Genomic DNA, 26,776 nt, shown 5'->3' with positions numbered 1-26,776 from the left:
TTATCGTATTTATAAAATGAGGACGTAAAATTAGCCGGGATAGATAAAACCGGTGCATCATGCCCGGGAAAGGAGACCGTTGCCCCATGACCATCCGCGAACAGACCGAGACACTGGAACGCCTGTCCCTGAGCCGGTATGCCGCCCTCAGCGAGAAGAGCCGCGGCCGCCGCAAACCCGAACCGGCCGATCCCATGCGCCCCTGCTTTCAGCGGGACCGGGACCGCATCCTGCATTCCAAGGCCTTTCGCCGCCTCAAGCAGAAGACCCAGGTCTTTCTCTCGCCGGAAGGGGACCACTACCGCACCCGCCTGACCCACACGCTGGAAGTCAGCCAGATCGCCCGCACCATCGCCCGGGCCCTGCGCCTGAACGAGGACCTCACCGAGGCCATTGCCCTGGGTCATGATCTGGGGCACACGCCCTTCGGACATGCGGGGGAGAGGGCTCTGAACAATCTCTGCCCCGGCGGCTTTGCCCACTATCAGCAGAGCCTGCGGGTGGTGGATTTCCTGGAAAAGGAAGGAGAGGGCCTCAACCTCTCGTGGGAGGTCCGCAACGGCATCGTCACCCACACCCGGGGGACATGGGCCCGCACCATGGAGGGCCGCACCGTCCGTATCGCCGATCACATTGCCTTCCTGAATCACGATATTGAGGACGCCATCTCGGCCGGGGTGCTGGACCCTGCCGCCCTGCCTGCCGAAGCCATCCGGGTGCTGGGCAATACCAAGTCCCGGCGCATCACCACCATGATCACCGACCTGGTACAGCACAGCCCCCGCAATACCATGCAGTTTTCCCCCGAGGTGGAGGGGGCCTACAATACCCTCAAGGACTTCATGTACGCCACTGTCTATGTGGACAAGGAGGCCAAGCGGGAGGAAAAAAAGGTGGACAAGCTGGTGGGGGCGCTGTATGAGCGGCTGAGCGCCGAGCCCGACCTGATGCCCAACTTTTATATCCAGATCGCTTTTAACGAAGGCATTGACCGGGCGGTGGCCGACTACATCAGCGGCATGAGCGATGAGTTCGCCACCAACCTGTTCGAGGAGCTGTTCGTTCCCAAAAAGTGGGCGGTGCTGTAACCGTCCCGCTGACAAAACACGGCAAAAGAGGTGCCCGCATTGATTCCGCAGGAATATATTCAGGAGGTCGTCCGCCGCAACGACATCACCGAAGTGGTACAGCAGTATGTGCAGCTGCGGCATCGCGGGCGCACCTGTACCGGGTTGTGCCCCTTCCATACCGAAAAGACGCCTTCCTTTGTCGTCTACCCCGAGACCCAGAGCTTTTACTGCTTTGGCTGCGGCGCGGGGGGCGATGTCATCACCTTTGTGCGCAAGATCTCCAACCTGGGTTATGTGGAGGCAGTCAAGCAGCTGGCCTCCCGGGCGGGCATGCCTCTGCCCGAGGAGGAGGATCAGGAGACCCGCCGCCGCAGCCGTCTGCTGGAGATCAACCGCTGCGCGGCGCGCTACTTCTTTGAGCAGCTCAACGCCCCCACCCCGGAGGCCAACGCCGCCCGGGGCTACTGGAAGCAGAAGCGCGGACTGTCCGATGCGGCCATCCGGCGCTTTGGTCTGGGGTATGCCCCGGACAGCTTCAGCGGGCTGATCCACTACCTCAAGCGCCGGGGCTTCACTGAGCCGGAGCTGGAAGATTCCGGTCTGGTCAAGCGCAGCGCCAAGGGCAACCTTTACGATATCTTCCGCCACCGGGTCATGGTGCCCATCATTGACGTGCGGGGCAACATCATCGCCTTCGGCGGCCGTGTGCTGGACGACTCCAAGCCCAAGTACATCAACAGCCCCGAGACGCTGGTCTACAAGAAATCCCGCACCCTGTTCGCCCTCAACGTGGCGAAAAAGTCGCCCAGCAAGCGGTACATCCTCTGCGAGGGCTACATGGATGTCATCAGCATGCACGAGGCGGGATTCGATACGGCGGTCTGCGCCTGCGGCACCGCCCTGACGGCGGAGCAGGTCAAGCTGCTGAGCGAGTATGCCGACGAGGTGGTCTTGAGCTACGACTCGGACGAGGCGGGCCAGAAAGCCACCGAGCGCAGTCTGGGGCTGTTCGCCAACAGCCCGGTGCGGGTGACGGTGCTCTCCATCCCCGGCGCCAAGGACCCCGACGAGTTCATCAAAAAATACGGCCGGGACCGGTTTGATGCCCTGCTCAACGGCACCGCCAATCCCACCGAGTTTGCCCTGGCCAAATGCAGGAGGCAGTTCGACCTCAAGTCGGACGACGGACGGCTGGAATACATCCGCCGTGCCCTGGACATTCTGGCCGACGGCGTCAGCCCCACCGCCCGGGATGTTTACGCAGGGCGCATCGCGGAGGAGACCGGCGTCTCCAAGACGGCCATCCTCAACCAGCTCAACACCGCCATGCGCACGGCGGGGCGCAAAGCCCGCCGCCGGGAACAGCGGGCTCTGGCAGGGGAGGGGATCGCCGCCTCCATCCGGGTGCCCTACGACAAGGGCGGCGACGCAGCCCTGGGCGCGGCCAGCGCAGGCCGTCAGCTGGTGGCTGCCATGCTGAAAAATCCCGATACCATCCCCTATATCCGCCAGCATATTCAGGCGGAGGACCTGATCCTGCCTGAAATGCAGGAGGCCTGCCGGGCCATCTGGCAGTGTGCCGACAGCGGCACCCCTGTCAACCTGACCTCCATCGGTCCCCTGGTCAGCGAGGGCGTGGTGCCCCAGCTGTCCATGGTGCTGGCCCAGAACATCGACTTGACTCCCTCCCGGCGGGATATCGACATGTATCTGGAACGCATCCGTCAGGCCACGCCCAAGAGCGCCCAGGCGGGCAAACTGAACGATGAGGAATTCCGGCAGCTGTTCAATTCCATCGCAAAGGAAAAAACTGCATCCCAGGAGCCCAGGCAATAGCCCGGCAAAACAAGCAATACTATCCAAGCGGCCCTTGCCGCAAGGGAAACCCATCCGGGTAAAATCAATCCAAAGGAGAACTTACTTATGGCAGAAAAGAAAAACGTCGTCCGCGAGCTGATCGAAAACGGCCGCCGCACCGGCAAGCTGACCACCCACGAGATCAACGATGCACTGGAAGAAAGCGCTTTTGACGTGGATCAGCTGGAAAAACTGTATGAATCTCTGGAAGGCCATGGCATCGAGATCGTGGACGATGAGCCGGACGACGCCGCCGCGGATGCCTCTGCCCTGACCGAGGAGAGCGTGGACGATTTTGAGGACTCCCTCTCGGCGGAGGGCGTCTCCATCGATGACCCGGTCAAGGTCTACCTGAAAGAGATTGGCCGCGTGCCCCTGCTGACCCCCGACGAGGAGATCCAGCTGGCCCTGGACATCAAGGAGGGCGGCTACAAGGGCGAGCGCGCCAAGCAGCGTTTGTCGGAAGCAAACCTTCGTCTGGTGGTCTCCATTGCCAAGCGGTATGTGGGCCGGGGCATGCAGTTCCTGGACCTGATCCAGGAGGGCAACCTGGGCCTCATCAAGGCGGTGGAAAAGTTTGACCACACCAAGGGCTTCAAGTTCTCCACCTACGCTACCTGGTGGATCCGTCAGGCCATCACCCGCGCCATTGCCGACCAGGCCCGCACCATTCGCATTCCGGTGCATATGGTGGAAACCATCAACAAGGTCAAGAAGGTCTCCAGCCAGCTGCTGCACGAGAACGGCCATGAGCCTTCCGCCGAGGAGATCGCCGACCGCCTGGATATGCCGGTGGACAAGGTCCGTGAGATCATGCGGGTGGCGCAGGAGCCGGTCAGCCTGGAGACCCCCATCGGTGAGGAGGAGGACAGCCATCTGGGCGACTTCATCCCCGATGAGGAAGCCCCCGTTCCCGCCGAGGCCGCCAGCCAGACGCTGCTCAAGGAGCAGCTGGCCGACGTGCTCAAGACGCTGACCCCCCGTGAGGAGAAGGTGCTGCGCCTGCGCTTCGGTCTGGAGGACGGCCGTCCCCGCACGCTGGAGGAAGTGGGCAAGGAGTTCAACGTCACCCGTGAGCGCATCCGCCAGATCGAGGCCAAGGCCCTGCGCAAGCTCCGCCATCCCAGCCGCAGCAAGAAACTGCGGGACTTCCTGGATTGATCCCGGCAAAGCCCGAGGCCTTTTCCCATAACAAGAAAATACCGGCAGCCGCTGCCCCGCAGACCGCGGGCGGCGGCTGCCGCTTTTTGTGCCCCGGCGGCAAGCGAAGAGGGAAGGGGGGCGGCTTTTTGCAAGGACGCCAACCGGTTCCCGTAACATCCGACAGGGCGGGGCGCCTCACGGGAGAAAGCGGAAAACGATTGTTCCATACCCTGTATCTGGCCTGCGGGTCGGCAGAAAGCGGGGGTGACTGCTACCACATTGCGGGAAGTTTGTCAAGCGGCATGGAATCCCAGCTTTTGCCAAAATGACCATACCGCCGGGCCCGGACGGATTTGTCAAGAGCGTTTTTTGCCCCCCTGCACGGCAAAATCACCAATTATATTACACTGACCCGGGTGTTTCAAATGACGCAAAAAATGCCGCCGAAATGCCGAAAAACCGCTTGACAATAAGGCCTGAGGGGCGTATACTGTCTTAGTATCACAAAAATGGAATAGAGCGCCCTAAAGACAGTTGACTGTGCAAGCAGAATCGAAAAGTTTGTGAAAAACGACGAAGATTTCCAGCATGGAGGACGGTTTTGAAAGTGCTTTGCCAAGTTTGTCAATCTTGAGAATAGGAGTGGTTGCATTTTATGGTAAAGGTCAAGCCCGTACAAAACGGCAGAACTACCAGAATGAGCTTTTCTCGGATCAACGAAGTGATCGGGATGCCCAACCTGATCGAGATCCAGAAAAACTCGTACAACTGGTTCCTGGCGGAAGGTCTGCGTGAGGTCTTCCACGATATTTCTGCCATCGAGGACTACACCGGCAACCTGGTTCTGGAATTCATTGATTTCCGCCTGGACAAACACCCGAAATATACCATTAAAGAGTGCAAGGAGCGCGACGCCACCTACGCGGCGCCCCTGTACGTCACTGCGCGCCTGTTCAACAAGCAGACCGGCGAAGTCAAGGAGCAGGAGATCTTCATGGGCGATTTCCCGCTCATGACCGATTCGGGCACCTTCATCTCCAACGGCGCCGAACGTGTCATCGTCTCCCAGCTGGTCCGCTCCCCCGGCGTGTATTACTCCTCCTCCAAGGACCGCACCGGCAAGGACCTGTTCACCGCCACCATGAACCCCAACCGCGGCGCATGGCTGGAGTACGAGACCGACTCCTCCGACGTGTTCTATGTCCGCATCGACAAGAACCGCAAGCTGCCCGTCACCGTGCTGCTGCGCGCTCTGGGCCTGGGCACCGACGAGCAGATCCGTCAGTTCTTCGGCGATTCCGAGCCCAAGATCAACGCCACCCTGGAGAAGGACACCACCCATTCCACCGAGGAAGGCCTGCTGGAAGTCTACCGCAAGCTGCGCCCCGGCGAGCCCCCGACGGTGGAGAGCTCCCGCAGCCACATCGATGCGCTGTTCTTTGACCCCCGCCGTTACGACCTGGCTCGTTTCGGCCGGTACAAGATGAACAACAAGCTCAGCCTGGCCCGCCGTATCATGGGCCTGCTGGCCGGCGAGGATGTCATCGCCCCGCTGACCGGTGAGCTGCTGGCCGCCAAGGGCGAGAAGATCACCCGCGAGAAGGCCGAGGCCATCGATGCCGCCGGCGTCACCCGCATGACGGTCCTCATCGAGCGCAAGGCCGAGGAACCGCTGCCCTTCATCGTCATCTCCAACGGCTGTGTGGATGCTCAGCCCTTCTTCAGCTTCGATGTTGAGGCAGAGGCGGGCATCAACGAGCGCGCCTCCCTGGCTGGCATCCGGGAGATCCTGGACGCCACCTCCGATCCCGAGGAGCAGAAGGAACTGCTGCGCAAGAACCACGACAAGCTCATCAGCCGTACCGTCACGGTGGATGACATCTTTGCTTCCATCAACTACCTGCTGGGGCTCGACCACGGCATCGGCACCACCGATGAGATCGACCACCTGGGCAACCGCCGCGTCCGCAGCGTGGGCGAGCTGCTGCAGAACCAGTTCCGCATCGGCTTCTCCCGTATGGAGCGCGTCATCCGTGAGCGCATGACCCTGCAGAACCAGGAGTCCGGCGAGATCACTCCCCAGAGCCTGGTCAACATCCGCCCGGTGGTGGCCGCCATCAAGGAGTTCATCGGTTCCAGCCCGCTGTCTCAGTTCATGGACCAGAACAACCCTCTGGCCGAACTGACCCACAAGCGCCGTCTGTCCGCCCTGGGCCCCGGCGGTCTGTCCCGCGACCGCGCCGGATTCGAGGTCCGCGACGTTCATTATACTCATTACGGCCGTCTGTGCCCCATTGAGACCCCCGAAGGTCCCAACATCGGCCTGATCTCCTACCTGGCGACCTTCGCCAAGATCAACAAGTACGGCTTTGTGGAGGCCCCCTACCGCAAGGTGGACAAGGGCACCGGCCATGTCACCGACGAGGTCGTCTACATGACCGCCGACGTGGAGGACGAGTACATCGTCGCTCAGGCCAACGAGCCTCTGGACGAGAACGGCTATTTCGTCCGGCCCCGTGTCTCCGGCCGTCACCGCAACGACATTCAGGAATTCGCCCGCGAGCGCGTGGACTTCATGGATGTTTCTCCCCGAATGATGGTTTCTGTGGCTACCGCCATGATCCCCTTCCTGGAGAACGACGACTGTAACCGTGCTCTGATGGGCTCCAACATGCAGCGGCAGGCCGTGCCTCTCATGGTCACCCAGCAGCCCATCGTCGCCACCGGCATGGAGTACAAGGCAGCCACCGACTCCGGCGTCTGCATTCTGGCTCAGCGCGCCGGCACCGTCGAGTATGTCGACGCCGAGAAGGTCGTCATCCGCTGCGAGGACGGTTCCGCCGACACCTACGAGCTCATCAAATTCATGCGCTCCAACCAGGGCACCTGCAACAACCAGCGGCCCATCGTTTCTGTGGGCGAGCAGGTCAAGGTGGGCGATGTCCTGGCCGACGGCCCTGCCACCAAGAACGGCGAGATCAGCCTGGGCAAGAACGCCCTGGTCGGCTTCATGACCTGGGAAGGCTACAACTACGAGGACGCCGTCCTGCTGAACGAGAAGCTGGTCCGCGAGGATGTCTATACCTCCATCCACATTGAGGAGTACGAGACCGAAGCCCGCGAGACCAAGCTGGGACCCGAGGAGATCACCCGTGACATCCCCAACGTGGGCGACGAGGCTCTGAAGGATCTGGACGACCGCGGCATCATCCGCGTGGGCGCCGAGGTCAACGCCGGCGACATTCTGGTGGGCAAGGTCACTCCCAAGGGCGAGACCGAGCTCACTGCCGAGGAGCGCCTGCTGCGCGCCATCTTCGGTGAGAAGGCCCGGGAAGTCCGCGACACCTCCCTGCGCGTGCCCCACGGCGCCTACGGCATCGTGGTGGATGTCAAGGTCTTTACCCCCGACAACAGCGACGAGCTGCAGCCCGGCGTCCGGGAGCAGGTCCGCGTTTATATTGCCCAGAAGCGCAAGATCAGCGTGGGCGACAAGATGGCCGGCCGTCACGGCAACAAGGGTGTTGTTTCCCGCATTCTGCCGCAGGAGGATATGCCCTTCCTGCCCGACGGCACCCCGCTGGACATCGTGCTGAACCCCCTGGGCGTTCCTTCCCGTATGAATATCGGACAGGTTCTGGAAGTCAACCTGGGCTACGTGGCCAAGGCTCTGGGCTGGAAGGTCCAGACCCCCGTCTTCGACGGCGCTCACGAGTCCGATCTGCGTGACTGCTTTGCCGATGCCCGCGAAAAGTGGCACAACGACAATGCCCCCGAGTATCCCACCAAGCTGGACCGCCTGATGGGCGAGAAGGGTCACATCATCGACTTCAGCAAGATCGACCTGACCGACGACGGCAAGACCACCGTCTACGACGGCCGTACCGGCGAGAAGTTCCCGTCCAAGGTCACCGTCGGCTATATGTACTACCTCAAGCTGCATCACCTGGTGGACGATAAGATCCATGCCCGTTCCACCGGCCCCTACAGCCTGGTCACCCAGCAGCCTCTGGGCGGCAAGGCCCAGTTCGGCGGCCAGCGCTTCGGCGAGATGGAAGTCTGGGCGCTGGAAGCTTACGGCGCCGCCTACACCCTGCAGGAGATCCTGACCGTCAAGTCCGACGACGTGGTCGGCCGTGTCAAGACCTACGAAGCCATCGTCAAGGGCGATCCCGTGCCCAAGCCCGGCATCCCCGAAAGCTTCCGTGTTCTGCTCAAGGAACTGCAGAGCCTCGGCCTCGACATCGTTGTGCAGGACCACGACGGCAACGAGGTGGATATGCGTCAGGAATTTGACGACGACGATACCGGCTTTGACGCCCGCGATATCCCCATGGGCGACGACGTGCTGGTCGAAAGCGAATTGCAGGACGATTACAGCGTGAAAGACGCCGACGACGGCTTTGACTCCGACCTGGACGACGAGGATCAGGAGCCCAATGCCGAGGACCTGGCAAACATCGATGCGATGTTTGACGGCGAATGAGCGCCGCAGTTTCCGCTATGAGTCTTGAGTGAAATGAGAGGGTTCGCTGAATGGAAAATAAAGAGTTCGATTCGATCAAGATCGGCCTTGCCTCCCCGGACCAGATCCGGGCGTGGAGCTACGGCGAGGTCAAAAAGCCCGAAACCATCAACTACCGCACCCTGAAGCCGGAGCGCGACGGCCTTTTCTGCGAGCGCATTTTTGGACCCACCAAGGACTGGGAATGCCACTGCGGAAAGTACAAGCGCATCCGCTACAAGGGCAAGATCTGCGACAAGTGCGGCGTCGAGGTCACCCGCGCCAAGGTCCGCCGCGAGCGCATGGGCCACATTGAGCTGGCCGCGCCGGTTTCGCACATCTGGTATTTCAAGGGCATCCCCAGCCGCATCGGCCTGATGCTGGACATCAGCCCCCGTCAGCTGGACAAGGTGCTGTACTTTGCCAACTATATCGTCACCGATCCCGGCTTTACGCCGCTGGAGAAAAAGCAGCTCCTCACCGAGCGTGAGTACAAGGAGATGCGTGACAAGTACGAGGACACCTTCGAGGCCGGTATGGGCGCAGAAGCCATCCAGAAGCTTCTGGCCGAGATCGACCTGGAGGCCCTGTCCAAGGAGCTGCATGAGGAGCTGGAGACCGCTTCCGGCCAGAAGCGGGTCCGCCTGCTCAAGCGTTTGGAGTGCGTCGATGCCTTCCGTCTGTCCAACCAGCGCCCCGAGTGGATGATCCTCACCGTGATCCCCGTGATCCCGCCGGATATCCGCCCCATGGTCCAGCTGGACGGCGGCCGCTTCGCCACCTCCGACCTGAACGATCTGTACCGCCGCGTCATCAACCGCAACAACCGCCTCAAGCGGCTGCTGGAGCTGGGCGCCCCCGACATCATCGTCCGCAACGAGAAGCGCATGCTGCAGGAAGCCGTTGACGCCCTGATCGACAACGGCCGCCGCGGCCGCCCCGTCACCGGCCCCAACAACCGCGCCCTCAAGAGCCTGTCCGACATGCTCAAGGGCAAGCAGGGCCGCTTCCGTCAGAACCTGCTGGGCAAGCGTGTTGACTACTCCGGCCGTTCGGTTATCGTCGTCGGCCCCGAGCTGAAGATGTTCCAGTGCGGCCTGCCCAAGGAGATGGCTCTGGAGCTGTTCAAGCCTTTTGTCATGAAGGACCTGGTGGAGAAGGGCATTGCCAACAACATCAAGTCCGCCCGCAAGATGGTGGAGCGTGCTCGCCCCGAGGTGTGGGACTCTCTGGAAACCGTCATCAAGGGCCATCCCGTTCTGCTCAACCGTGCACCTACCCTGCACCGTCTGGGCATCCAGGCCTTCGAGCCTGTGCTGGTGGAAGGCCATGCCATCAAGCTGCATCCTCTGGTCTGCACCCCCTTCAACGCCGACTTCGACGGCGACCAGATGGCTGTCCACCTGCCCCTGTCCACCGAGGCCCAGCGCGAAGCCCGCATGCTGATGCTGGCTTCCGGCAACCTGCTCAAGCCCTCTGACGGCGAGCCCGTCACCGTGCCCACCCAGGATATGATCCTCGGTTCCTACTACCTGACCATGGTCAACCCGGACGATCCCGGCCACGGCAAGATCTTCCGGGACGAGGCCGAAGCCCTCATGGCTTACTCCGAGCACATCGTCACCCTGCAGGCGCCCGTCAAGGTCCGCCGCACCATGGTGTTCGACGGCAAGGAGGAGAGCGCCCTGGTGGATACCACCGTGGGCAACATCATCTTCAACACCCCCATCCCCCAGGATCTGGGTTACGTGGACCGCACCGATCCCGCTCACAAGTTTGACTACGAGATCGGCTTCCAGGTCACTAAGAAGAAGCTGCCCGACATCATCAGCCGCTGCCTGACCAAGCACGGCACCAAGACGACGGCCATCATGCTGGACGCCATCAAAGCGCAGGGCTACAAGTACTCCACCCTGTCGGCCATCACCGTTGCGGTCCCCGACGCCATCATCCCCGATGAGAAGCCGGACATCCTGGCCGCCGCCGACAAGAAGGTCGAGAAGGTCATGAAGCAGTACAACCGCGGCCTGATCTCCGACGAGGAGCGCTACAAGAAGACCGTCGACATCTGGCTGGATGCCACCGAGCAGGTCTCCACCGCTCTGTCCACCAACCTGAAGACCAACCACCAGCGCAACCCCATCTATATGATGTCCGACTCCGGTGCCCGTGGTTCTATGGACCAGATCAAACAGCTGGCCGGCATGCGCGGCCTGCTGGCAAATACCGCCGGCAAGACGCTGGAAATGCCCATTCGCGCCAACTACCGCGAAGGTCTGAACATCCTGGAATACTTCATCTCGTCCCGAGGCGCTCGTAAGGGCCTGGCCGATACCGCTCTGCGTACCGCCGACTCCGGTTACCTGACCCGCCGTCTGGTGGACGTTTCCCAGGAAGTCATCATCCGTGAGGAAGACTGCCATGCCACCGAGGGCATCTGGGTGCGCGAGATCAGCGAGGGCAACGCCTCCATCGAGAGCTTTGCCGAGCGTCTCATCGGCCGCTACGCCCTCAACGACGTGCTGGACCCCGCTACCGGCGAGCTGCTGGTCTCCAAGGACAAGATGATGGATATGTTCGACGCCGAAAAGATCGAGCGTGCCGGCATCACCGAGCTGCAGATCCGCAGCGTCATGACCTGCCGCGCCCATGTGGGTGTCTGCGCCCGCTGCTACGGCTCCAACATGTCCAACGGTCAGTGCGTCAATGTGGGTGAGTCTGTGGGCATCATTGCCGCACAGTCCATCGGTGAGCCCGGTACCCAGCTGACCATGCGTACCTTCCACTCCGGCGGTATTGCTTCCGCCGAAGATATCACCCAGGGTCTTCCCCGAGTCGAGGAACTGTTCGAGAGCCGCCGTCCCAAGGCCATGGCCATCATGTCCGAGATCGCCGGCACCGTCCACATCGACGACACCAAGAAGACCCGTCACGTGGAAGTCAATGGCGTTGACGACAACGGCGCGCCTGTGACTAAGAGCTACATCATTCCCTTCGGCCAGCGTGTCAAGGTCATGGAGGGCGATGTGCTGGAGAAGGGCGCACTCATCACGGAGGGCCATGCCTACCCGCAGGACATCCTGGCCATCAAGGGCCGCGTCGCTACTCAGGATTACCTGATCAGCGAGGTCCAGAAGGTCTACCGTCTGCAGGGCGTTGAGATCAACGATAAGCACATCGAGGTCATCGTCCGTCAGATGATGCGTAAAGTCCGCATCGAGGACGGCGGTTCCAGCGACTTTATCGTGGGCAGCGTGGTGGATCGCCGCGATGTCATGATCAAGAACGAGGAAATTCAGGAGCGCATCGACGCAGGCGAGACCGACCTCAAGCTGGTTCAGGCCAGCCAGGTCCTGCTGGGCATCACTAAGTCCAGCCTTGCCACCGACAGCTTCCTGTCTGCCGCTTCCTTCCAGGAGACCACCCGCGTGCTGACCGAGGCCGCCATCAAGGGGAAGGTCGACCCGCTGTCCGGTCTGAAGGAGAACGTCATCATCGGCAAGCTGATCCCCGCCGGCACCGGTCTGCCGGAGGTCGAGGAAGAGCTGGCCCGTGCCGAGGAAGAGCGCGACGCCGAGAACAGCGCCTACGATCACGTGGAATAAGCGCTTATCCCCGTAACCCCATCCCGTCCCAGTGAGCCAAACGGCCCGCTGGGGCGGGATTTTTTTGCAGGGGAGCGAATCCCTTTCCTTTTTGTGGGAAATGATGTACAATGAGTCTGGTTGCCTTGCCGTGTGAAGTGGTGTACCGGGAGCGGGGGAGAGGCCTGCCCATCTCCGGTTCCGGACCGCAGCCCTGAACTTTGCTTACATTTATATGTAATAGAGTAAATTCACAACAAAAGGAGCGAAATCGAATATGCCTGAAGCACTGAAAGAGCGTTCCCAGATCGAGGAACAGTACAAGTGGGATCTGACCCGGATGTACGCTGATGATGCCGCCTGGGAGAAAGCCCTGAATGAAGTCGATGCAGACATCGACGCCATGGCCGCCTATGCGGGCAAGCTGAAAGACGCCGCCACCATCCGCGCCTGGCTGGATGCCTCCACTGCCCTCGACCGCAAGCTGAGCAATCTTTTCTGCTACAGCTCTCTGCGCCGCAGCGAGGATACCCGCGCCGAGGACGCCCAGCGGATGTACGCCCGCGCCATGGCCAAGTATGTCCATGCCGGCGAGGTCACCGCCTTTGCCGAGCCGGAGATCCTGGCCCTGCCGGAGGAGACCCTCAACGCCATCCTGGCCGATGACCAGATGGAGCCCTACCGCTTTGCCTTCGGCGACCTGCTGCGCCGCAAGCCCCACACCCTCTCCGCTGCCGAGGAACAGCTGCTGGCCAGCATGGGCGAGGTCCTCTCCGCGCCCGGCGAGATCTCGGACAACCTGCAGGATGCCGACCTGGTCTTTGACTCCGTCAAGGACGGCAAGGGCGAGGAGGTGGAGGTCACCGGCTCCAACTATATCCTGCTCCAGTCTTCCGACGACCGCACCCTGCGGGAAAACTCCTTCCGCAGCTTCTACAAGGGCTACCGCCAGCACATCAACACCTTCGGCGCCACCTATTCCGCCAACGTGAAGGCTGCCGTGGTGGAGGCCAAGGCCCGTCACTACGAGTCCTCCCGCGCCATGTCCATGGCAGGGGAGAACATCCCCGTGTCGGTCTACGACAACCTGGTGGAGACGGTGCGCAAGCATCTGCCCGCCATGTACCGCTACGTTGCCCTGCGCAAGAAGATCCTGGGCGTGGACGAGCTGCACTACTATGATGTTTACGCGCCCCTCGTCTCCGAAAGCAGCGCCAGCTACACCTATCCCCAGGCCCAGCAGATGGTGCTGGACGCCGTGGCGCCTCTGGGAGAGGAGTACGTCAACCAGGTCAAGAAGGCCTATGCCGACCGCTGGATCGACGTGTTCCCCAACCGCGGCAAGAGCGGCGGCGCCTACTCCTCCGGCACCTACGACTCCGACCCCTATATCATGACCAACTTCACCGGCACCCTGGACAGTGTCTCCACCATCGCTCATGAGATGGGCCACTCCATGCACAGCTGGTATACCAGGCAGAACCAGCCCGCCCAGTATTCCAACTACACCCTCTTTGTGGCGGAGGTCGCCTCCACCGTCAACGAGAACCTGATGATCGAGCAGCTGCTCAAGGATGAGCAGGAGCCCCAGGCCCGCCTGCGTCTGCTCAACCAGTATCTGGAAAACTTCAAGGGCACCGTCTATCGTCAGGTCATGTTCGCCGAGTTCGAGCGCGAGGCCCACGCCATGGCCGAGCGGGGAGAGGCCCTCAATCCCGCTGCCCTCAACGCGCTGTACCGCCGCCTGATCGTGGACTACTTCGGACCCGAGCTTGTGGTTGACGACGAGGTCCAGTACGAGTGGGCACGCATCCCGCACTTCTACCGTCCGTTCTACGTCTACAAATACGCCACCGGCTACTCCACCGCCGTGGCCCTCAGCGAGGCTATCCTCAACGAAGGCGAGCCTGCCGTCAAGCGGTATCTGGAATTCCTGTCCATGGGCGGCAGCGCCTACCCGCTGGATGAGCTGCGCCACGCCGGCGTGGACCTGACCACCCCGGCCCCCGTGGACGCTGCCCTGTGCAAGTTTGAACGCATTCTGGACGACGCCGAGGCCACCCTCGCCCGCATGCAGAATGCCTGAAACGGCCACGTACCTGTCAAGACAGTGTAAGAGAAAAAGAAAATCTCTGTTTTACACGATTTTTTCGCTGTTTTTTTGTGAATACTCTTGACAAGGCGTGTCCCATCCCTTACAATAATTCTTGCGTCGGTCGGGGCGTATTGCGCCGTTTTTCGGCAGATACACTCGCTTAAGACCGCGCGAATACGAAAGAAAGGAGAAAAGAAATGCCTACTTTTAACCAGCTCGTACGCAAAGGCCGTGAGGTCCTGGTCAAGAAAAGCACCGCGCCTGCTCTTCTCAAGAGCTACAACTCCCAGAAGAAGCAGTACACCAATCTGAACAGCCCCCAGAAGCGCGGCGTCTGCACTGCTGTCCGTACCATGACCCCCAAGAAGCCGAACTCTGCTCTGCGTAAAGTTGCCCGTGTCCGCCTCACGAATGGTATCGAGGTCACCTCTTACATTCCCGGTATCGGCCATAACCTGCAGGAGCACAGCGTCGTTCTGATCCGCGGCGGCCGTGTCAAGGACCTGCCCGGTGTGCGTTACCACATCATCCGCGGCACTCTGGACACGCAGGGCGTTGCCAACCGCAACCAGGCCCGCAGCAAATACGGCGCGAAGCGTCCCAAGGCCGGTGCCAAGAAGTAAGGAAACATCTTTTCGCCATTAAGATGGGTCAGCAATGACTTTTCTTGTGGCCTTACGGGAGTTTCTTAACTTTCGAGTACCGATGATATCATTTATGTGAAGGAGGGAAGAAAGATGCCCAGAAGAGGTAATGTCGCTAAACGCGAAGTTCTGGCTGATCCTATTTACAATTCCAAGATCGTCACCCGCCTGGTCAACTCCATCATGCTGGATGGCAAGAAGGGCGTTGCTCAGAAGATCGTTTACGATGCTTTCGACATCGTGAAGGAAAAGACCGGTAACGATCCTCTCGAGATGTTCGAGAAGGCTCTTGAGAACATCATGCCCAGCCTCGAAGTCAAGGCCCGCCGTGTCGGCGGCTCCACCTACCAGGTCCCCCTGGAGGTCAGCCCCGCCCGCCGCGAGACCCTCGGCCTGCGCTGGCTGACTTTGTACAGCCGCACCCGTGGTGAGAAGACCATGTCTCAGCGCCTGGCTGCCGAGATCATCGACGCGACCAACAACACCGGTAACGCCGTCAAGAAGCGCGAGGATACCCACAAGATGGCCGAGGCCAACAAGGCTTTCGCTCATTACCGTTATTGATTCGTTTGCTTTTCGACTTAGGAGGTTAAAGCCATGGCAACGCCGAGAGAAGTTTCTCTGCAAATGACCAGAAATATCGGTATCATGGCCCACATCGACGCAGGCAAGACCACCACCACCGAGCGTATCCTGTACTACACCGGCATCAACCACAAGATCGGTGAAGTTCATGACGGCGCTGCCACGATGGACTGGATGGTGCAGGAGCAGGAGCGTGGTATCACCATCACCTCCGCCGCTACCACCTGCTACTGGAGCCATACCGAGACGCAGCATGACCCTGCGGCCTTCAAGGCAAACAGGCATCGTATCAACATCATCGACACCCCGGGCCACGTCGACTTCACCGTTGAGGTCGAGCGCTCCCTGCGCGTGCTCGATGGTTCCGTCACCGTCCTTGCTGCAAAGGGCGGTGTCGAGCCTCAGTCTGAGACCGTCTGGCGTCAGGCTGACAACTATCACGTCCCCCGTATGGTCTACGTCAACAAGATGGACACCATGGGCGCCGATTTCTATCGCTGCGTCAAGATGCTGCATGAGCGCCTGAACGCCAATGCAGTGCCCATCCAGCTGCCCGTCGGCCAGGAGGACACCTTCAAAGGCATTATCGACCTGATCGATATGACCGCCGATATCTACTACGACGATATGGGCAACGATGTCCGCGTGGAGGAGATCCCCGAGGACATGAAGGCTCAGGCTCAGGAATACCACGACAAGCTGGTTGAGGCTGTCGCGGAGAACGACGAAGAGCTCATGATGAAGTACCTGGAAGGCGAAGAGCTGACCAAGGAAGAAATCAAGGCTGCTCTGCGCCGCGAGACCATCGCCAACACCGTTGTTCCCGTTGTCTGCGGTTCTTCCTACCGCAACAAGGGCGTTCAGAAGCTGCTGGATGCCATCGTCGACTATATGCCGGCTCCTACCGACATTGAGGACATCAAGGGCACCAACCCCGAGACCGGTGAGGAGGAGACCCGTCCTTCCGACGACAAGGCTCCCTTCGCTGCTCTGGCGTTCAAGATCGCCACTGACCCGTATGTCGGCAAGCTCTGCTTCTTCCGTGTCTACTCCGGCACCATCGAGGCTGGCACCACCGTTTACAACTCCGTGAAGGATTCCGACGAGCGCGTCGGCCGTATTCTTCAGATGCACGCCAACCACCGTAAGGACATCGACGTCTGCTACGCCGGTGACATCGCGGCGGCTGTCGGCCTGAAGAACACCACCACCGGCGACACTCTGTGCGATCCGAACCACCCCATCATCCTCGAGAGCATGGAGTTCCCGGAGCCTGTTATCCGTGTTGCCATTGAGCCCAAGACCAAGGCCGGTTCCGAGAAGATGGGCATTGCTCTGGCCAAGCTGGCTGAAGAAGACCCCACCTTCCGTACCTGGACCGACGAGGAGACCGGTCAGACCATCATCGCCGGTATGGGCGAGCTCCATCTGGAGATCATCGTCGACCGTCTGCTGCGTGAGTTCAAGGTCGAGGCCAACGTCGGTGCTCCCCAGGTTGCTTACCGCGAGACCATTCGCAAGGAAGCCAACCAGGAGACCAAGTACGCCCGTCAGTCCGGCGGTAAGGGCCAGTATGGTCACGTCAAGATCAAGATCGAGCCCAACGGCGGCAAGGGTTACGAGTTTGTCAACGGCATCGTTGGCGGCGCGATCCCCAAAGAGTATATTCCTGCTGTTGACCAGGGCATCCAGGGCGCTATGAAGTCCGGTGTTCTCGCCGGCTACCCCGTCGAGGATGTCAAGGTCACCCTGTGGGACGGCTCTTACCATGAAGTCGACTCCTCCGAAATGGCGTTCCAGATCGCCGGTTCCATGGCGTTCAAGGATGCTATGAAGAAGGCAGATCCCGTTATCATGGAGCCCATCATGAAAGTTGCGGTCATCGTCCCCGACGAGTATATGGGCGATGTCATCGGCGACCTGAACAGCCGCCGCGGCCAGATCCAGGGCATGGAAGCCATGTCCGGCACCCAGCGCATCAACGCCATGGTGCCTCTGTCCGAGATGTTCGGCTACGCCACCGACCTGCGTTCCAAGACCCAGGGCCGTGGCCAGTATTCCATGGAGCCCGCCGAGTATCAGCAGGTTCCCAAGAATATTGCGGACAAGATCATCACCGACCGCAGCAAGGCATAAAATCTACGATTTTGCTTGATTTTTGCCTGCAAATCTAGTATGATAGCCTTACGAGGCTTACAAATTGTTTCAATTAAAGGAGGATACTTCCAATGGCTGAAAAGGCAAAATTTGACCGCTCTCTGGAGCACGTCAACATTGGCACCATTGGTCACGTCGACCATGGCAAGACCACTCTGACCGCTGCGATCACCAAGGTTCTCGCGCTGAAGGGCGACGCGGACTTCATGGATTACTCCAGCATCGACAAGGCCCCCGAAGAGAAGGCCCGCGGCATCACGATCAACACCGCGCACGTCGAGTACCACACCGCTACCCGTCACTATGCCCACGTCGACTGCCCGGGCCATGCTGACTATATCAAGAACATGATCACCGGTGCTGCTCAGATGGACGGCGCTATCCTGGTTGTCGCCGCTACCGACGGCCCCATGCCCCAGACCCGTGAGCACATCCTGCTCGCCCGTCAGGTCGGCGTGCCCAAGATCGTTGTCTTCATGAACAAGTGCGACATGGTCGACGACGAAGAGCTGCTCGACCTGGTCGAGATGGAGATCCGTGAGCTGCTGAGCAGCCAGGACTTCGACGGCGACAACGCCCCGATCATCCGTGGTTCCGCTCTGAAGGCTCTGGAGAGCACCTCCACCGATCCCGACGCTCCTGAGTACAAGTGCATTTGGGAGCTGATGGACGCTGTTGACAGCTATATCCCCACTCCCGACCGTGCTGCTGACAAGCCCTTCCTGATGCCCGTTGAGGACGTCATGACCATTTCCGGCCGTGGCACCGTCGCGACCGGCCGTGTTGAGCGTGGTACCGCTCATGTCGGCGATCAGATGGAGATCGTTGGTCTGAAGGAAGAGAAGCTGACCACCACCATCACCGGCCTCGAGATGTTCCGCAAGAGCCTGGACTTCGCTCAGGCTGGCGACAACATCGGCGCTCTGCTGCGTGGTATTGACCGCGATCAGATCGAGCGTGGCCAGGTCATCGCTGTTCCCGGCTCCGTTCATCCCCACACCACCTTCGATGGCCACGTTTACGTCCTGAAGAAGGAAGAGGGCGGCCGTCATACCCCGTTCTTCAACAACTATCGTCCTCAGTTCTACTTCCGCACCACCGACGTTACCGGCATCATCACCCTGCCCGAGGGCACCGAGATGTGCATGCCCGGCGACAACGTCGATATGCATGTTGAGCTGATCACCCCGGTTGCTATGGAAGAGGGCATGCGCTTCGCTATCCGCGAGGGCGGCCACACCGTCGGTTCCGGCGTTGTTTCCAAGATCGAGAAGTAATTTCTCCTGATCGGGAAATCTGCTGAAAAGCTGACAAGGCTCCCTGCCGCAAGGCAGGGAGCCTTTTGGCATATACAGCACTGTGTGACTGCTGGACAGCACGGGCTGAATCTGTTACACTGAATCCATAAAATATGTGGGGGAGTTTTCGTTGTCAGGCACAAAGATTCTTTACGGCAGCTGCTACGGTACTGCCAAACGATATGCCGAAGCACTGGCCAAAGCCACGGGCTTTGACTGCCGTCCTTATACCGGGGCCGCAGAGGCTGCGGACTGCGACCGGCTGGTGTATGTGGGCGGCCTGTATGCCGGCGGTATCCATGGTCTGAGCAAAGCCCTCCGGATGCTGGACCCTGTCCCGGAACGGCGCTACTGCATTGTGACCGTGGGGCTGGCGGACCCCAATGATGCCAAAAACATTCACAATATCCGCGCCTCCATGGAAAAGCGTTTGCCCCGGGAAGTTATGGAAAAGGCGGAAATCTTTCATCTGCGCGGCGGCATGGATTATACGCGTTTAAGTTTTGCCCATAAAACCATGATGGCACTTTTGTACAACAGCGTCAAACGCAAACCGCCGGAAACGCTGGATGCGGATGCCCGGGCCATGCTGGAAACCTACGGAAAGAAAGTGGACTTTGTGGATCTGGCAACGCTGCAGCCCATTGTGCAGGCATTGTCTCAGGCGTAACGGATGAAACTGGCGGCCTTGCTCCACCGACACACAGCACGGCAAAGCAAGGCGCCAGAACAGCTGCCACAGCCCCATGAAATGAAATAAAAGTTCCCCGGCCATACCGGTTGATTGCGGTATGGCCGGGGAACTTTATTTTATGACAGGGGGCAGACTATACAGAGCGCATCATAGCACCGAGCTGTTTATTTCATCAGCTCGCAGACCTTCTGGGCGTAGGCGACGGGGTCCTCCAGGGGCAGGCCCTCGATCAGCAGCGCCTGGTCGTACAGCAGCTCGGCGTACTTGGTGACCTTGTCGCTGTCGCCGGCTTCCTTGGCTGCCTTCAGAGCGGCAAAGACCGGGTGATGGGGGTTCAGCTCCAGCACCTTGGTGCTCTCCATGCCCTCAGCATTGGGCATCTTGCGCAGGACCTTCTCCATCTCCATGGACAGGCCGCCCTCGCTGGACAGGGACATGGGGTGGTCTTTCAGGGTGGGATTGGCCTTGACTTCCTTGATCTTGCCCTTCAGCGCCGTCTTGATGTCCTCAAACAGGTCCTTGTTTTCCTCGGCAGCAGCTTTAGCAGCTTCCTTTTCTTCCTCGGTCTCAAGTCCCAGGTCGCCGGAGTTGATGTTCTTGAACTCCTTCTCCTTGTAGTCGTGCATCATCTGCAGGCAGAATTCATCCACATCCTCGGGGCAGAGCAGCAGATCATAACCCTTGCTCAGAACCAGCTGGGCGTTGGGCAGCTTGGCCAGACGGTCGTTCTCATCACCCGCAGCAAAATAGATGCACTTCTGGTCCTCAGGCATCTTCTCGATGTACTCGTCCAGAGTGACATACTTCTGCTCCTTGGCGGACCAGAACATGAGCAGGTCGGCCAGCAGATCCTTGTGCATGCCGTAGTCGCCGTAGATGCCGAACTTGATCTGACGGCCGAAGGACTTCCAGAAGGTCTCGTACTTTTCACGGTCGTTGACCAGCATGGCGTGCAGCTCGTTCTTGATCTTCTTTTCCAGAGAGTTGTGCATCAGCTTGAGCTGGTTGTCCTTCTGCAGCGTCTCACGGCTGATGTTCAGGCTCAGGTCCTCGCTGTCCACGACACCCTTGACAAAGCTGAAGTAATCGGGCAGCAGGTCGGCGCACTTGTCCATGATGAGCACGCCGGAAGCGTACAGCGCCAGGCCCTTCTCGTACTCCTTGGTGTAGTAGTCGTAGGGCGTGCGGCCAGGGATGAACAGCAGCGCGGTGTAGGTCGCGGTGCCCTCGGTACGGCTGGTGATGACCCGCAAAGGATCGCTGTAGTCATTGAAACGGGATTTGTAGAACTCGTTGTAGTCCTTCTCCTCCACGTCCTTCTTGTTCCGCTTCCAGATGGGCACCATGCTGTTGATGGTCTCCAGCTCGGTGTAGGTCTCGTATTCGGGCTTGTAATCCTCGCCGGCATCTTCGGGCTTGGGCTTCTGGCGGGATTTCTGACGGTACATGGTGATGGGGTAGCGGATGTAATCGCTGTACTTCTTGATGAGATCCACCAGAGTATACTCCTCAAGGTACTGGCTGTAGTTCTCGCCGTCGGTGTCCTCTTTCAGCACCATGATGATCTCGGTGCCGGGAGCATCCTTTTCCGCCTCGGTGAGGGTATAGCCCTCCACGCCCTTGGACTCCCACTTCCAGGCTTCGTCGCTGCCCTGGGCGCGGGAGATGACCGTCACCTTGGACGCTACCATGAAGGCGGAGTAGAAACCGACGCCGAACTGGCCGATGATGTCAATGTTCTCGTTCTTGTTTTCGGCCTTGAAATCCATGCTGCCGGAGCGGGCGATGGTGCCCAGGTTCTTTTCCAGCTCCTCCTTGGTCATGCCAATGCCGTTGTCGCTGACCGTCAGGGTGCGGGTGTCCTTATCGGGGGAGATGTGGATGGACAGATCCTCTTTCTTGACGCCGATGGAGGTGTCGGTCAGGCTCTTGAAATAGAGCTTGTCGCAGGCATCGGAGGCGTTGGAGATCAGCTCACGCAGGAAAATCTCCCGGTTGGTGTAAATGGAGTTAATCATCAGGTCAAGAAGCTTTTTGCTCTCAGCCTTGAATTGACGCATTGCCATAGTCAGAATTCCTTCTTTGTCTAATATGATTTAGCACTCTCGTGCTTTAAGTGCTAAATGTATTCTAGCACTCTAATGGATAAAGTGCAAGCGTTTCACCGCAGGAAGGAAAAAGATTCACAAATTATTCAGAATAATTCGTCTCGGGACCTTTTCAAATTTCAGCGATTGCGGTATCCTTGAAGCGGGTGAAGTTCGCCCCATGGCAAACAAAGCAAGGATGTGATTCATCAATGTCGAAATATGGAGACGAGGCACATGCTGCCTTTCTGCGCGGCTGCAACTGCAGCCAGGCGGTGGTGGTGCCTTTTGCCCCGCTGATGGGCATGACGGAGGAGCAGGCCCTGCGCCTGGCCGGCGGCTTTGGCGGCGGCGTGGGGCGCATGCGGGAGGTCTGTGGCGCCTTTTCGGGCATCGTGATGGTGCTGGGGGCTCTTTACGGCTTTACCGACCCCAAGGACAAGAGTGCCTTCTACGCCGAAGTGCAGGAGCTGGCCCGGCGCTATGCCCAGCGCAACGGGGGCAACAGCATTATCTGCCGGGAACTGCTGGGCCTGGAAAAAGCGGAGGGGACTCCCATTGCGGAAGCCCGCACCCCGGAATACTACAAAAAGCGGCCCTGCCCGGAACTGGCCCGGGCGGCTGCGGAGATCATGGGAGAGTACATTGAGGCCCATCCGCTGCCCCGGCAGAAGGATGAAGCATAACCGGGGAAGGAGAGTCCCATGGAGATTGTACACAAGACGTTTCCCGGCGGAGCAAAGCTTATCGGCTATCTGCGGGATGTGACCGAATCCATGCCCGATTACAACCGCCGTCCTGCGGTGCTGGTCATGCCGGGCGGCGGATATGAGCATTGCAGCGTGCGGGAAGGGGACCCGGTGGCGCTGCAGTTTCTGGCGGCGGGGTATCATGCCTTTGTGCTGACCTACTCCACCGGCGCCGACGCTGCCCACTGGCAGCCCATGCTGGATGCCGCCCGGGCGGTGGCTTACCTGCACAAAAACGCCGACGCTCTGCGCATCCGTCCCGGACAGGTGGCGGTGTGCGGCTTTTCGGCGGGGGGACACCTGGCGGGCTGTACCGGTCTGCTGTGGGATGCCGCGCCGGTGAGGGAGGCTCTGGGGGAGGATACGCCTCTCGGCCGTCCCGATGCCATGATCCTCTGCTATCCGGTGGTCACCTCGGGGCCGTATGGCCATGCAGGCAGCTTTGACCGCATCGCGGGCAGCGACCCTGCTCTGCGGGAACAGTTCAGCCTGGAAAAGCACGTCCGACCCGACACTCCGCCGGTATTTCTGTGGCATGCGGTGGCTGATGAGACCGTCCCGGTGCAGAACTCGCTGCTGCTTGTGGAGCAGCTGGAACGGCAGGACATCCCCTATGAGATGCACCTGTTCGGCGGCGGTTATCACGGCATGGGGCTGTGCTCGGTGGAGGTCAATCATCCCGACGCCCATATTGCCCGGTGGTTTACCCTCTGCCGGGAATGGCTGGACAAGACCTTTGATTACCGTGTCCTGGCATAAACCGGGGGCATCTGTGCGTACCGACTCCGGCTTCCACCTGTTGATCACGCGGGAACAAGATTTTGCAAACGCGCGTTGATTTTGCAAGAGCAAACATATGATTTCAAAAGGAGCATCCGTATTATGAAAATCTGTTTCTACGCTCTGCGCCCGTTTGATGAACTGGCCTACTGCGAACAGTTCAGCCGGCAGTACGGCATCGACTTTACCTGGACGGCAGAGTATCCCACGGCGGACAATATTGAGCTGGCCAGGGGCTGCGACGCCGTCTGCATGACGCCCTGCGATATGGGTGCCGAGATGGTGGACCGCTTTGCCGCCCTGGGCGTGCGGTATCTGCTCTGCCGTTCCATCGGCTACGACCATGTGGACCGTGTCCGGGCAAAGGAACACGGCATGCGGGTGTCCAATGTGGGGTATACCCCCAACGGTGTGGCCAACTATGCCATTATGCTTATGCTCATGTGTACCCGCCGCATGGCCCATATCCTCAAGCGGGCCGAGCTGCAGGACTACTCCCTCAAAGGCAAGATGGGCCGGGATCTGTCCAGCTGCACGGTGGGCGTGATCGGTGCAGGGCGTATCGGCACCACAGTGCTCAAACATCTGTCCGGCTTCGGCTGCAAGCTGCTGGCCTACGATGTCTACCAGAACCCCGAGGCCGCTCAGCTGGCCGAGTTCGTCTCGCTGGATGAGCTCTATGCCCGCAGCGATGTCATCACCCTGCACACCAACGCCACAGGAGAAAACCACCATCTGCTCAACGCCGACGCCTTCGCCAAAATGAAGGACGGCGTGGTCATCGTCAACACGGCGCGGGGCAGCCTCATCGACTCCGACGCCCTGATCGAAGCGCTGGAGAGCGGCAAGGTGGGAGCCGCGGGCCTGGATGTGATTGAGAATGAGAACGGCCTGTACTACTATAATCATAGCGGCGACGTGCTGCCCAACCGGGAGCTGGCCATGCTGCGCAGCTTCCCCAATGTGACGCTCAGTCCGCACACGGCCTTCTACACCGATGAGGACGTGGCCAGCATGGTAGAAGGCGCTTTTGAGGCGCTACACTGCTTTGAGACGGGGCAGGAGACCTGGCACGAGGTCAGCCTGAAATGACGGCGCCCATCATGCCCGGCCGCTTTGCCGAATCCATGGAACTGGAGGCCTTGCCCCGCATTGCACCGGAGGAGGAATTCCCCTTTGTCTGTGCCGGATGCGGCGACTGCTGCCGTGCCCGGCGGGATATCCTGCTGTCGGGGCTGGATCTGTACCGGCTGGCCCGGCGGCTGGGTCTGCCGCCCCGCACAGTGGCGGAGGCCTTCTGCCGGGAGACGCCGGGCACGCTGCCCGGACTGCGCCTGATGCCTTCCCGGCGCAGCGGCAACTGTCCCTTTCTCGATGGCGGAGGCTGTGCGGTGCACGACGCCCGGCCGCTGGCCTGCGCGCTTTACCCCTTGGGACAGGCCATCGACCTGGAAACGTTGCGTACCGAATACTATATCCAGCAGCCCCTGTGCGGGGTGAGAGTGCCCGGCCGCACCCTGCAAAACTATCTGGAGGACTCCGGTGTGCTGGAACGGGCGGGCACCGATGCCTTCTGGGCCCGCAGCTGCGCTGCATTGCTCAGACGCCTGGAAGGGGTGCAGCACTATCCCAGGGCAGCGGTGCGGAACTGCCTTTTGCGGGCGCTCTACTACGATTACGATTTCCGCGACGATTTTCAGCCCCAGTTCAATGCCAATCTGGCCCGCCTGGAACCCCTTCTGTCCAGACTGCTGGGGGAAACACAACGGCCCTGATCCGCTTTGCTACAGCAACAAAAAAGACCGAAGCAACTCTGCCCGCAAGGCAGGTGCTTCGGTCTTTGTTTGTCCAAAATCGCGGGAGCTGACGGGGAGAGAAAATCAGCAGTAATAGCCGCCCCGGCCGCCGCAGCAGCAACAGCTGAGCAGAGAGAAGAACATCTGGGCGATCCACAGCGTCAGGCAGAAGCGTACCAGGGGATTGCCGCCGCCGGGCTGGGTGTAGGTCTGCTGATAGGTGCGGTAGGTGCGGCCGGGATTCTGCAGACGGTCCAGCAGATTCTGGTATTCGTAGTTGCCGGGCTCCATGTCCACGGCGGTGCGGGCCTCATTCTGGGCGCGGATGTTGTTGCCCAGGCCCGCACAGGCAAGGGCGGCATAGTAATGCCAGCGGGCGCTGCGCTCATTGGCGGCAATGCCTTCCAGAACGTTGAGCGCCTCCTGATAATAGCCGTTGCGGATATAATTGTTGGCGGCCTGCATCTCCGGCGTGTCACGGCGGCCGGTGGACTGGCCGGAATACTGCCCGCCGCCGCTGTACCCGAATCCGAACCCGAAGGGATCGAAGCCGAACCCGAAGCCAAAGGGGTCCTGGTAATCAGAGCTCTGCCCCGACTGGCCATAGGTACGCTGGCCGGTGGAACCATATCCGCTGTAGCTGCTGTATCCGCTGCTGCGGGCTCCGGAACTTCCGCCGCCCTGTTTCTCGCGCATGATCTCACTGTAGGCGGCCTGGACCTCCTTGAACTTGTCCTCACAGGTGGGGTCGTCGGGGTGCAGGTCCGGGTGATACTGCTTGCATTTCTGGCGGTATGCCTTTTTGATGGTCTCATCGTCGGCGCCCTGAGAAATGCCCAGTACGCTGTATGGATCAAGCATGTCGATTCTCTGCCTTCCTGCGCTTGTCGCGCCGTGCTTTGATCAGCGTGTATTTGCACCACACGCCGGAGTAAATGGTATTGTATAAAAGCTGTCCCTCAGGCGAATCCTTGAGGATGGGCAGCAGTTGAAAACTTTCGCTGCAGATGCCCAGCTGCTGGGTAAACAGCTCGCGGCAGCGCTCCTCGAACGCCTCGGCGTCCAACTTTGCATGCAGGGCTGCCAGGGCGTTGAAGCTGCCGGTTTTAGCGTCCTTTTCCAGGTCGTCATAGGCATCCATCAGATAGATGAAGCCGCCCAGCCCCCGGCCCAGCCGCTGCAGAACCGGTGCCCACAAATCGTCGTCATATTGCAGCACATCGCCCAGCAGCGTGCCGAAGCAGCCGCACAGGGCATCCAGATCCTCACAGCCGGAGGATTCCAGCTTGCCCAGGGCATCCAGCTGGGCCCGGATGGCATTGCATTGACGGGGGTGTGCTGCCCGGATGGCGGGCAGATGCTGCTCCAGCCGCTTTGCACTGCGCAGGCTGACGCGGCGGTGCTCGTCCTGCCAGTCGTCCAGGTAGTTGTAATAGGCCAGGGCAATGCTCATGTCGGCGGCATAGTCAACGTAGGCATTGGCCGCCCGGGGGCGCGCCTTGATGGGATGGGGCAGACACCGGCCGGTGGAATGCACCGTATCCGGGTCGTAGAGGGCGCTTTGCAGGATGGAGGCAAAGGTCATGTCGTAGGACAGCGTCATCCTGCCTGGGCTGCCGTAGCGGCGGCCCAGCGCTTCACAAAGACCGCAGTAATAGCCCTGGTAGCAATCCAGGGCCGATTCTGTCAGGTCTTTCCGGTAAATGGTAACATATCCGAACATACAGCGTCAACCT

Annotated in this window: 18 protein-coding genes; 15 read left to right on the top strand and 3 right to left on the bottom strand. The window is 60.2% G+C overall.

Annotation, left to right across the window (positions count from 1 at the left end):
* The first annotated feature begins 86 nt into the window (after positions 1–86).
* The 11 genes from INF35_RS04035 (at position 87) to INF35_RS03985 (ending at position 19,604) form a co-directional block, all read left to right on the top strand.
* Positions 87–1,088 carry a deoxyguanosinetriphosphate triphosphohydrolase gene (locus tag INF35_RS04035; protein ID WP_193500229.1) on the top strand — a complete coding sequence of 334 codons (1,002 nt, stop codon included), beginning with the start codon at positions 87–89 and terminating at the stop codon, positions 1,086–1,088.
* A gap of 39 nt (positions 1,089–1,127) precedes the next feature.
* Positions 1,128–2,906 (top strand): DNA primase, encoded by a 1,779-nt coding sequence (dnaG, locus tag INF35_RS04030; protein WP_193500228.1) that lies wholly within the window; start codon positions 1,128–1,130, stop codon positions 2,904–2,906.
* Between the two features lie 87 nt (positions 2,907–2,993).
* The gene (gene rpoD / locus INF35_RS04025; protein ID WP_193500227.1) at positions 2,994–4,088 is read left to right on the top strand and encodes an RNA polymerase sigma factor RpoD; all 1,095 of its coding nucleotides are present in this window, start codon (positions 2,994–2,996) and stop codon (positions 4,086–4,088) included.
* Between the two features lie 637 nt (positions 4,089–4,725).
* Entirely contained in the window at positions 4,726–8,553 is a 3,828-nt protein-coding gene (gene rpoB / locus INF35_RS04020; RefSeq protein WP_193500226.1) for a DNA-directed RNA polymerase subunit beta, read from the top strand.
* A gap of 50 nt (positions 8,554–8,603) precedes the next feature.
* A complete protein-coding gene (gene rpoC / locus INF35_RS04015; protein ID WP_193500225.1) occupies positions 8,604–12,176 on the top strand; it encodes a DNA-directed RNA polymerase subunit beta' in 3,573 nt (1,190 codons plus the stop codon).
* A gap of 256 nt (positions 12,177–12,432) precedes the next feature.
* Complete coding sequence (gene pepF, locus INF35_RS04010) at positions 12,433–14,241, top strand: oligoendopeptidase F (RefSeq protein WP_193500224.1); 1,809 nt, start codon at positions 12,433–12,435, stop codon at positions 14,239–14,241.
* A gap of 206 nt (positions 14,242–14,447) precedes the next feature.
* A complete protein-coding gene (rpsL, locus tag INF35_RS04005; protein WP_193500223.1) occupies positions 14,448–14,873 on the top strand; it encodes a 30S ribosomal protein S12 in 426 nt (141 codons plus the stop codon).
* A gap of 114 nt (positions 14,874–14,987) precedes the next feature.
* On the top strand, positions 14,988–15,458 hold the full coding sequence (gene rpsG / locus INF35_RS04000) for a 30S ribosomal protein S7 (RefSeq protein WP_193500222.1): 471 nt from the start codon (positions 14,988–14,990) through the stop codon (positions 15,456–15,458).
* 33 nt (positions 15,459–15,491) lie between these two features.
* Positions 15,492–17,615 carry an elongation factor G gene (fusA, locus tag INF35_RS03995; protein ID WP_193500221.1) on the top strand — a complete coding sequence of 708 codons (2,124 nt, stop codon included), beginning with the start codon at positions 15,492–15,494 and terminating at the stop codon, positions 17,613–17,615.
* Between the two features lie 92 nt (positions 17,616–17,707).
* Positions 17,708–18,913 carry an elongation factor Tu gene (gene tuf / locus INF35_RS03990; RefSeq protein WP_193500220.1) on the top strand — a complete coding sequence of 402 codons (1,206 nt, stop codon included), beginning with the start codon at positions 17,708–17,710 and terminating at the stop codon, positions 18,911–18,913.
* Positions 18,914–19,064: 151 nt separating this feature from the next.
* Entirely contained in the window at positions 19,065–19,604 is a 540-nt protein-coding gene (locus INF35_RS03985) for a flavodoxin domain-containing protein (RefSeq protein ID WP_193500219.1), read from the top strand.
* Between the two features lie 188 nt (positions 19,605–19,792).
* Here the strand turns inward: INF35_RS03985 and htpG are convergent, their stop codons facing one another.
* A complete protein-coding gene (gene htpG, locus INF35_RS03980) occupies positions 19,793–21,694 on the bottom strand; it encodes a molecular chaperone HtpG (RefSeq protein WP_193500218.1) in 1,902 nt (633 codons plus the stop codon).
* 233 nt (positions 21,695–21,927) lie between these two features.
* On the opposite strand from htpG, the gene INF35_RS03975 reads away from it, so the two are divergent.
* From INF35_RS03975 to INF35_RS03960, 4 genes are all read left to right on the top strand, one after another.
* A complete protein-coding gene (locus INF35_RS03975; RefSeq protein WP_193500217.1) occupies positions 21,928–22,401 on the top strand; it encodes a C-GCAxxG-C-C family protein in 474 nt (157 codons plus the stop codon).
* A gap of 18 nt (positions 22,402–22,419) precedes the next feature.
* Positions 22,420–23,223, top strand: coding sequence for an alpha/beta hydrolase (locus INF35_RS03970; protein ID WP_193500216.1), 804 nt, complete (start codon positions 22,420–22,422; stop codon positions 23,221–23,223).
* 123 nt (positions 23,224–23,346) lie between these two features.
* Positions 23,347–24,336, top strand: a complete 990-nt coding sequence (locus INF35_RS03965; protein ID WP_193500215.1) for a D-isomer specific 2-hydroxyacid dehydrogenase family protein — start codon at positions 23,347–23,349, stop codon at positions 24,334–24,336.
* On the top strand, positions 24,333–25,019 hold the full coding sequence (locus INF35_RS03960) for a YkgJ family cysteine cluster protein (RefSeq protein WP_193500214.1): 687 nt from the start codon (positions 24,333–24,335) through the stop codon (positions 25,017–25,019). The genes INF35_RS03965 and INF35_RS03960 overlap by 4 nt, the downstream gene beginning before the upstream one ends.
* 105 nt (positions 25,020–25,124) lie before the next feature.
* Here the strand turns inward: INF35_RS03960 and INF35_RS03955 are convergent, their stop codons facing one another.
* A complete protein-coding gene (locus INF35_RS03955) occupies positions 25,125–25,901 on the bottom strand; it encodes a DnaJ domain-containing protein (RefSeq protein WP_193500213.1) in 777 nt (258 codons plus the stop codon).
* On the bottom strand, positions 25,894–26,763 hold the full coding sequence (locus INF35_RS03950) for a DUF5685 family protein (RefSeq protein WP_193500212.1): 870 nt from the start codon (positions 26,761–26,763) through the stop codon (positions 25,894–25,896). The genes INF35_RS03955 and INF35_RS03950 overlap by 8 nt, the downstream gene beginning before the upstream one ends.
* Positions 26,764–26,776: the final 13 nt, after the last annotated feature.

Origin of the sequence: Gemmiger gallinarum, from assembly GCF_014982805.1 — a bacterium.
In the GTDB taxonomy this organism is placed as follows: Bacteria; Bacillota; Clostridia; order Oscillospirales; family Ruminococcaceae; genus Gemmiger; species Gemmiger gallinarum.
Note: the sequence above shows the minus strand (reverse complement) of the source record. Positions and strands in the feature narration are given on the sequence as shown.

Excerpts from the sequence above, each read along its gene's own strand:
- INF35_RS04035 (WP_193500229.1), top strand. The coding sequence starts at position 87 with ATGACCATCCGCGAACAGACCGAGACACTGGAACGCCTGTCCCTGAGC.
- rpoD (WP_193500227.1), top strand. The coding sequence starts at position 2,994 with ATGGCAGAAAAGAAAAACGTCGTCCGCGAGCTGATCGAAAACGGCCGC.
- rpoB (WP_193500226.1), top strand. The coding sequence starts at position 4,726 with ATGGTAAAGGTCAAGCCCGTACAAAACGGCAGAACTACCAGAATGAGC.
- rpoC (WP_193500225.1), top strand. The coding sequence starts at position 8,604 with ATGGAAAATAAAGAGTTCGATTCGATCAAGATCGGCCTTGCCTCCCCG.
- pepF (WP_193500224.1), top strand. The coding sequence starts at position 12,433 with ATGCCTGAAGCACTGAAAGAGCGTTCCCAGATCGAGGAACAGTACAAG.
- rpsL (WP_193500223.1), top strand. The coding sequence starts at position 14,448 with ATGCCTACTTTTAACCAGCTCGTACGCAAAGGCCGTGAGGTCCTGGTC.
- rpsG (WP_193500222.1), top strand. The coding sequence starts at position 14,988 with ATGCCCAGAAGAGGTAATGTCGCTAAACGCGAAGTTCTGGCTGATCCT.
- fusA (WP_193500221.1), top strand. The coding sequence starts at position 15,492 with ATGGCAACGCCGAGAGAAGTTTCTCTGCAAATGACCAGAAATATCGGT.
- tuf (WP_193500220.1), top strand. The coding sequence starts at position 17,708 with ATGGCTGAAAAGGCAAAATTTGACCGCTCTCTGGAGCACGTCAACATT.
- htpG (WP_193500218.1), bottom strand. The coding sequence starts at position 21,694 with ATGGCAATGCGTCAATTCAAGGCTGAGAGCAAAAAGCTTCTTGACCTG.
- INF35_RS03975 (WP_193500217.1), top strand. The coding sequence starts at position 21,928 with ATGTCGAAATATGGAGACGAGGCACATGCTGCCTTTCTGCGCGGCTGC.
- INF35_RS03970 (WP_193500216.1), top strand. The coding sequence starts at position 22,420 with ATGGAGATTGTACACAAGACGTTTCCCGGCGGAGCAAAGCTTATCGGC.
- INF35_RS03965 (WP_193500215.1), top strand. The coding sequence starts at position 23,347 with ATGAAAATCTGTTTCTACGCTCTGCGCCCGTTTGATGAACTGGCCTAC.
- INF35_RS03960 (WP_193500214.1), top strand. The coding sequence starts at position 24,333 with ATGACGGCGCCCATCATGCCCGGCCGCTTTGCCGAATCCATGGAACTG.
- INF35_RS03955 (WP_193500213.1), bottom strand. The coding sequence starts at position 25,901 with ATGCTTGATCCATACAGCGTACTGGGCATTTCTCAGGGCGCCGACGAT.
- INF35_RS03950 (WP_193500212.1), bottom strand. The coding sequence starts at position 26,763 with ATGTTCGGATATGTTACCATTTACCGGAAAGACCTGACAGAATCGGCC.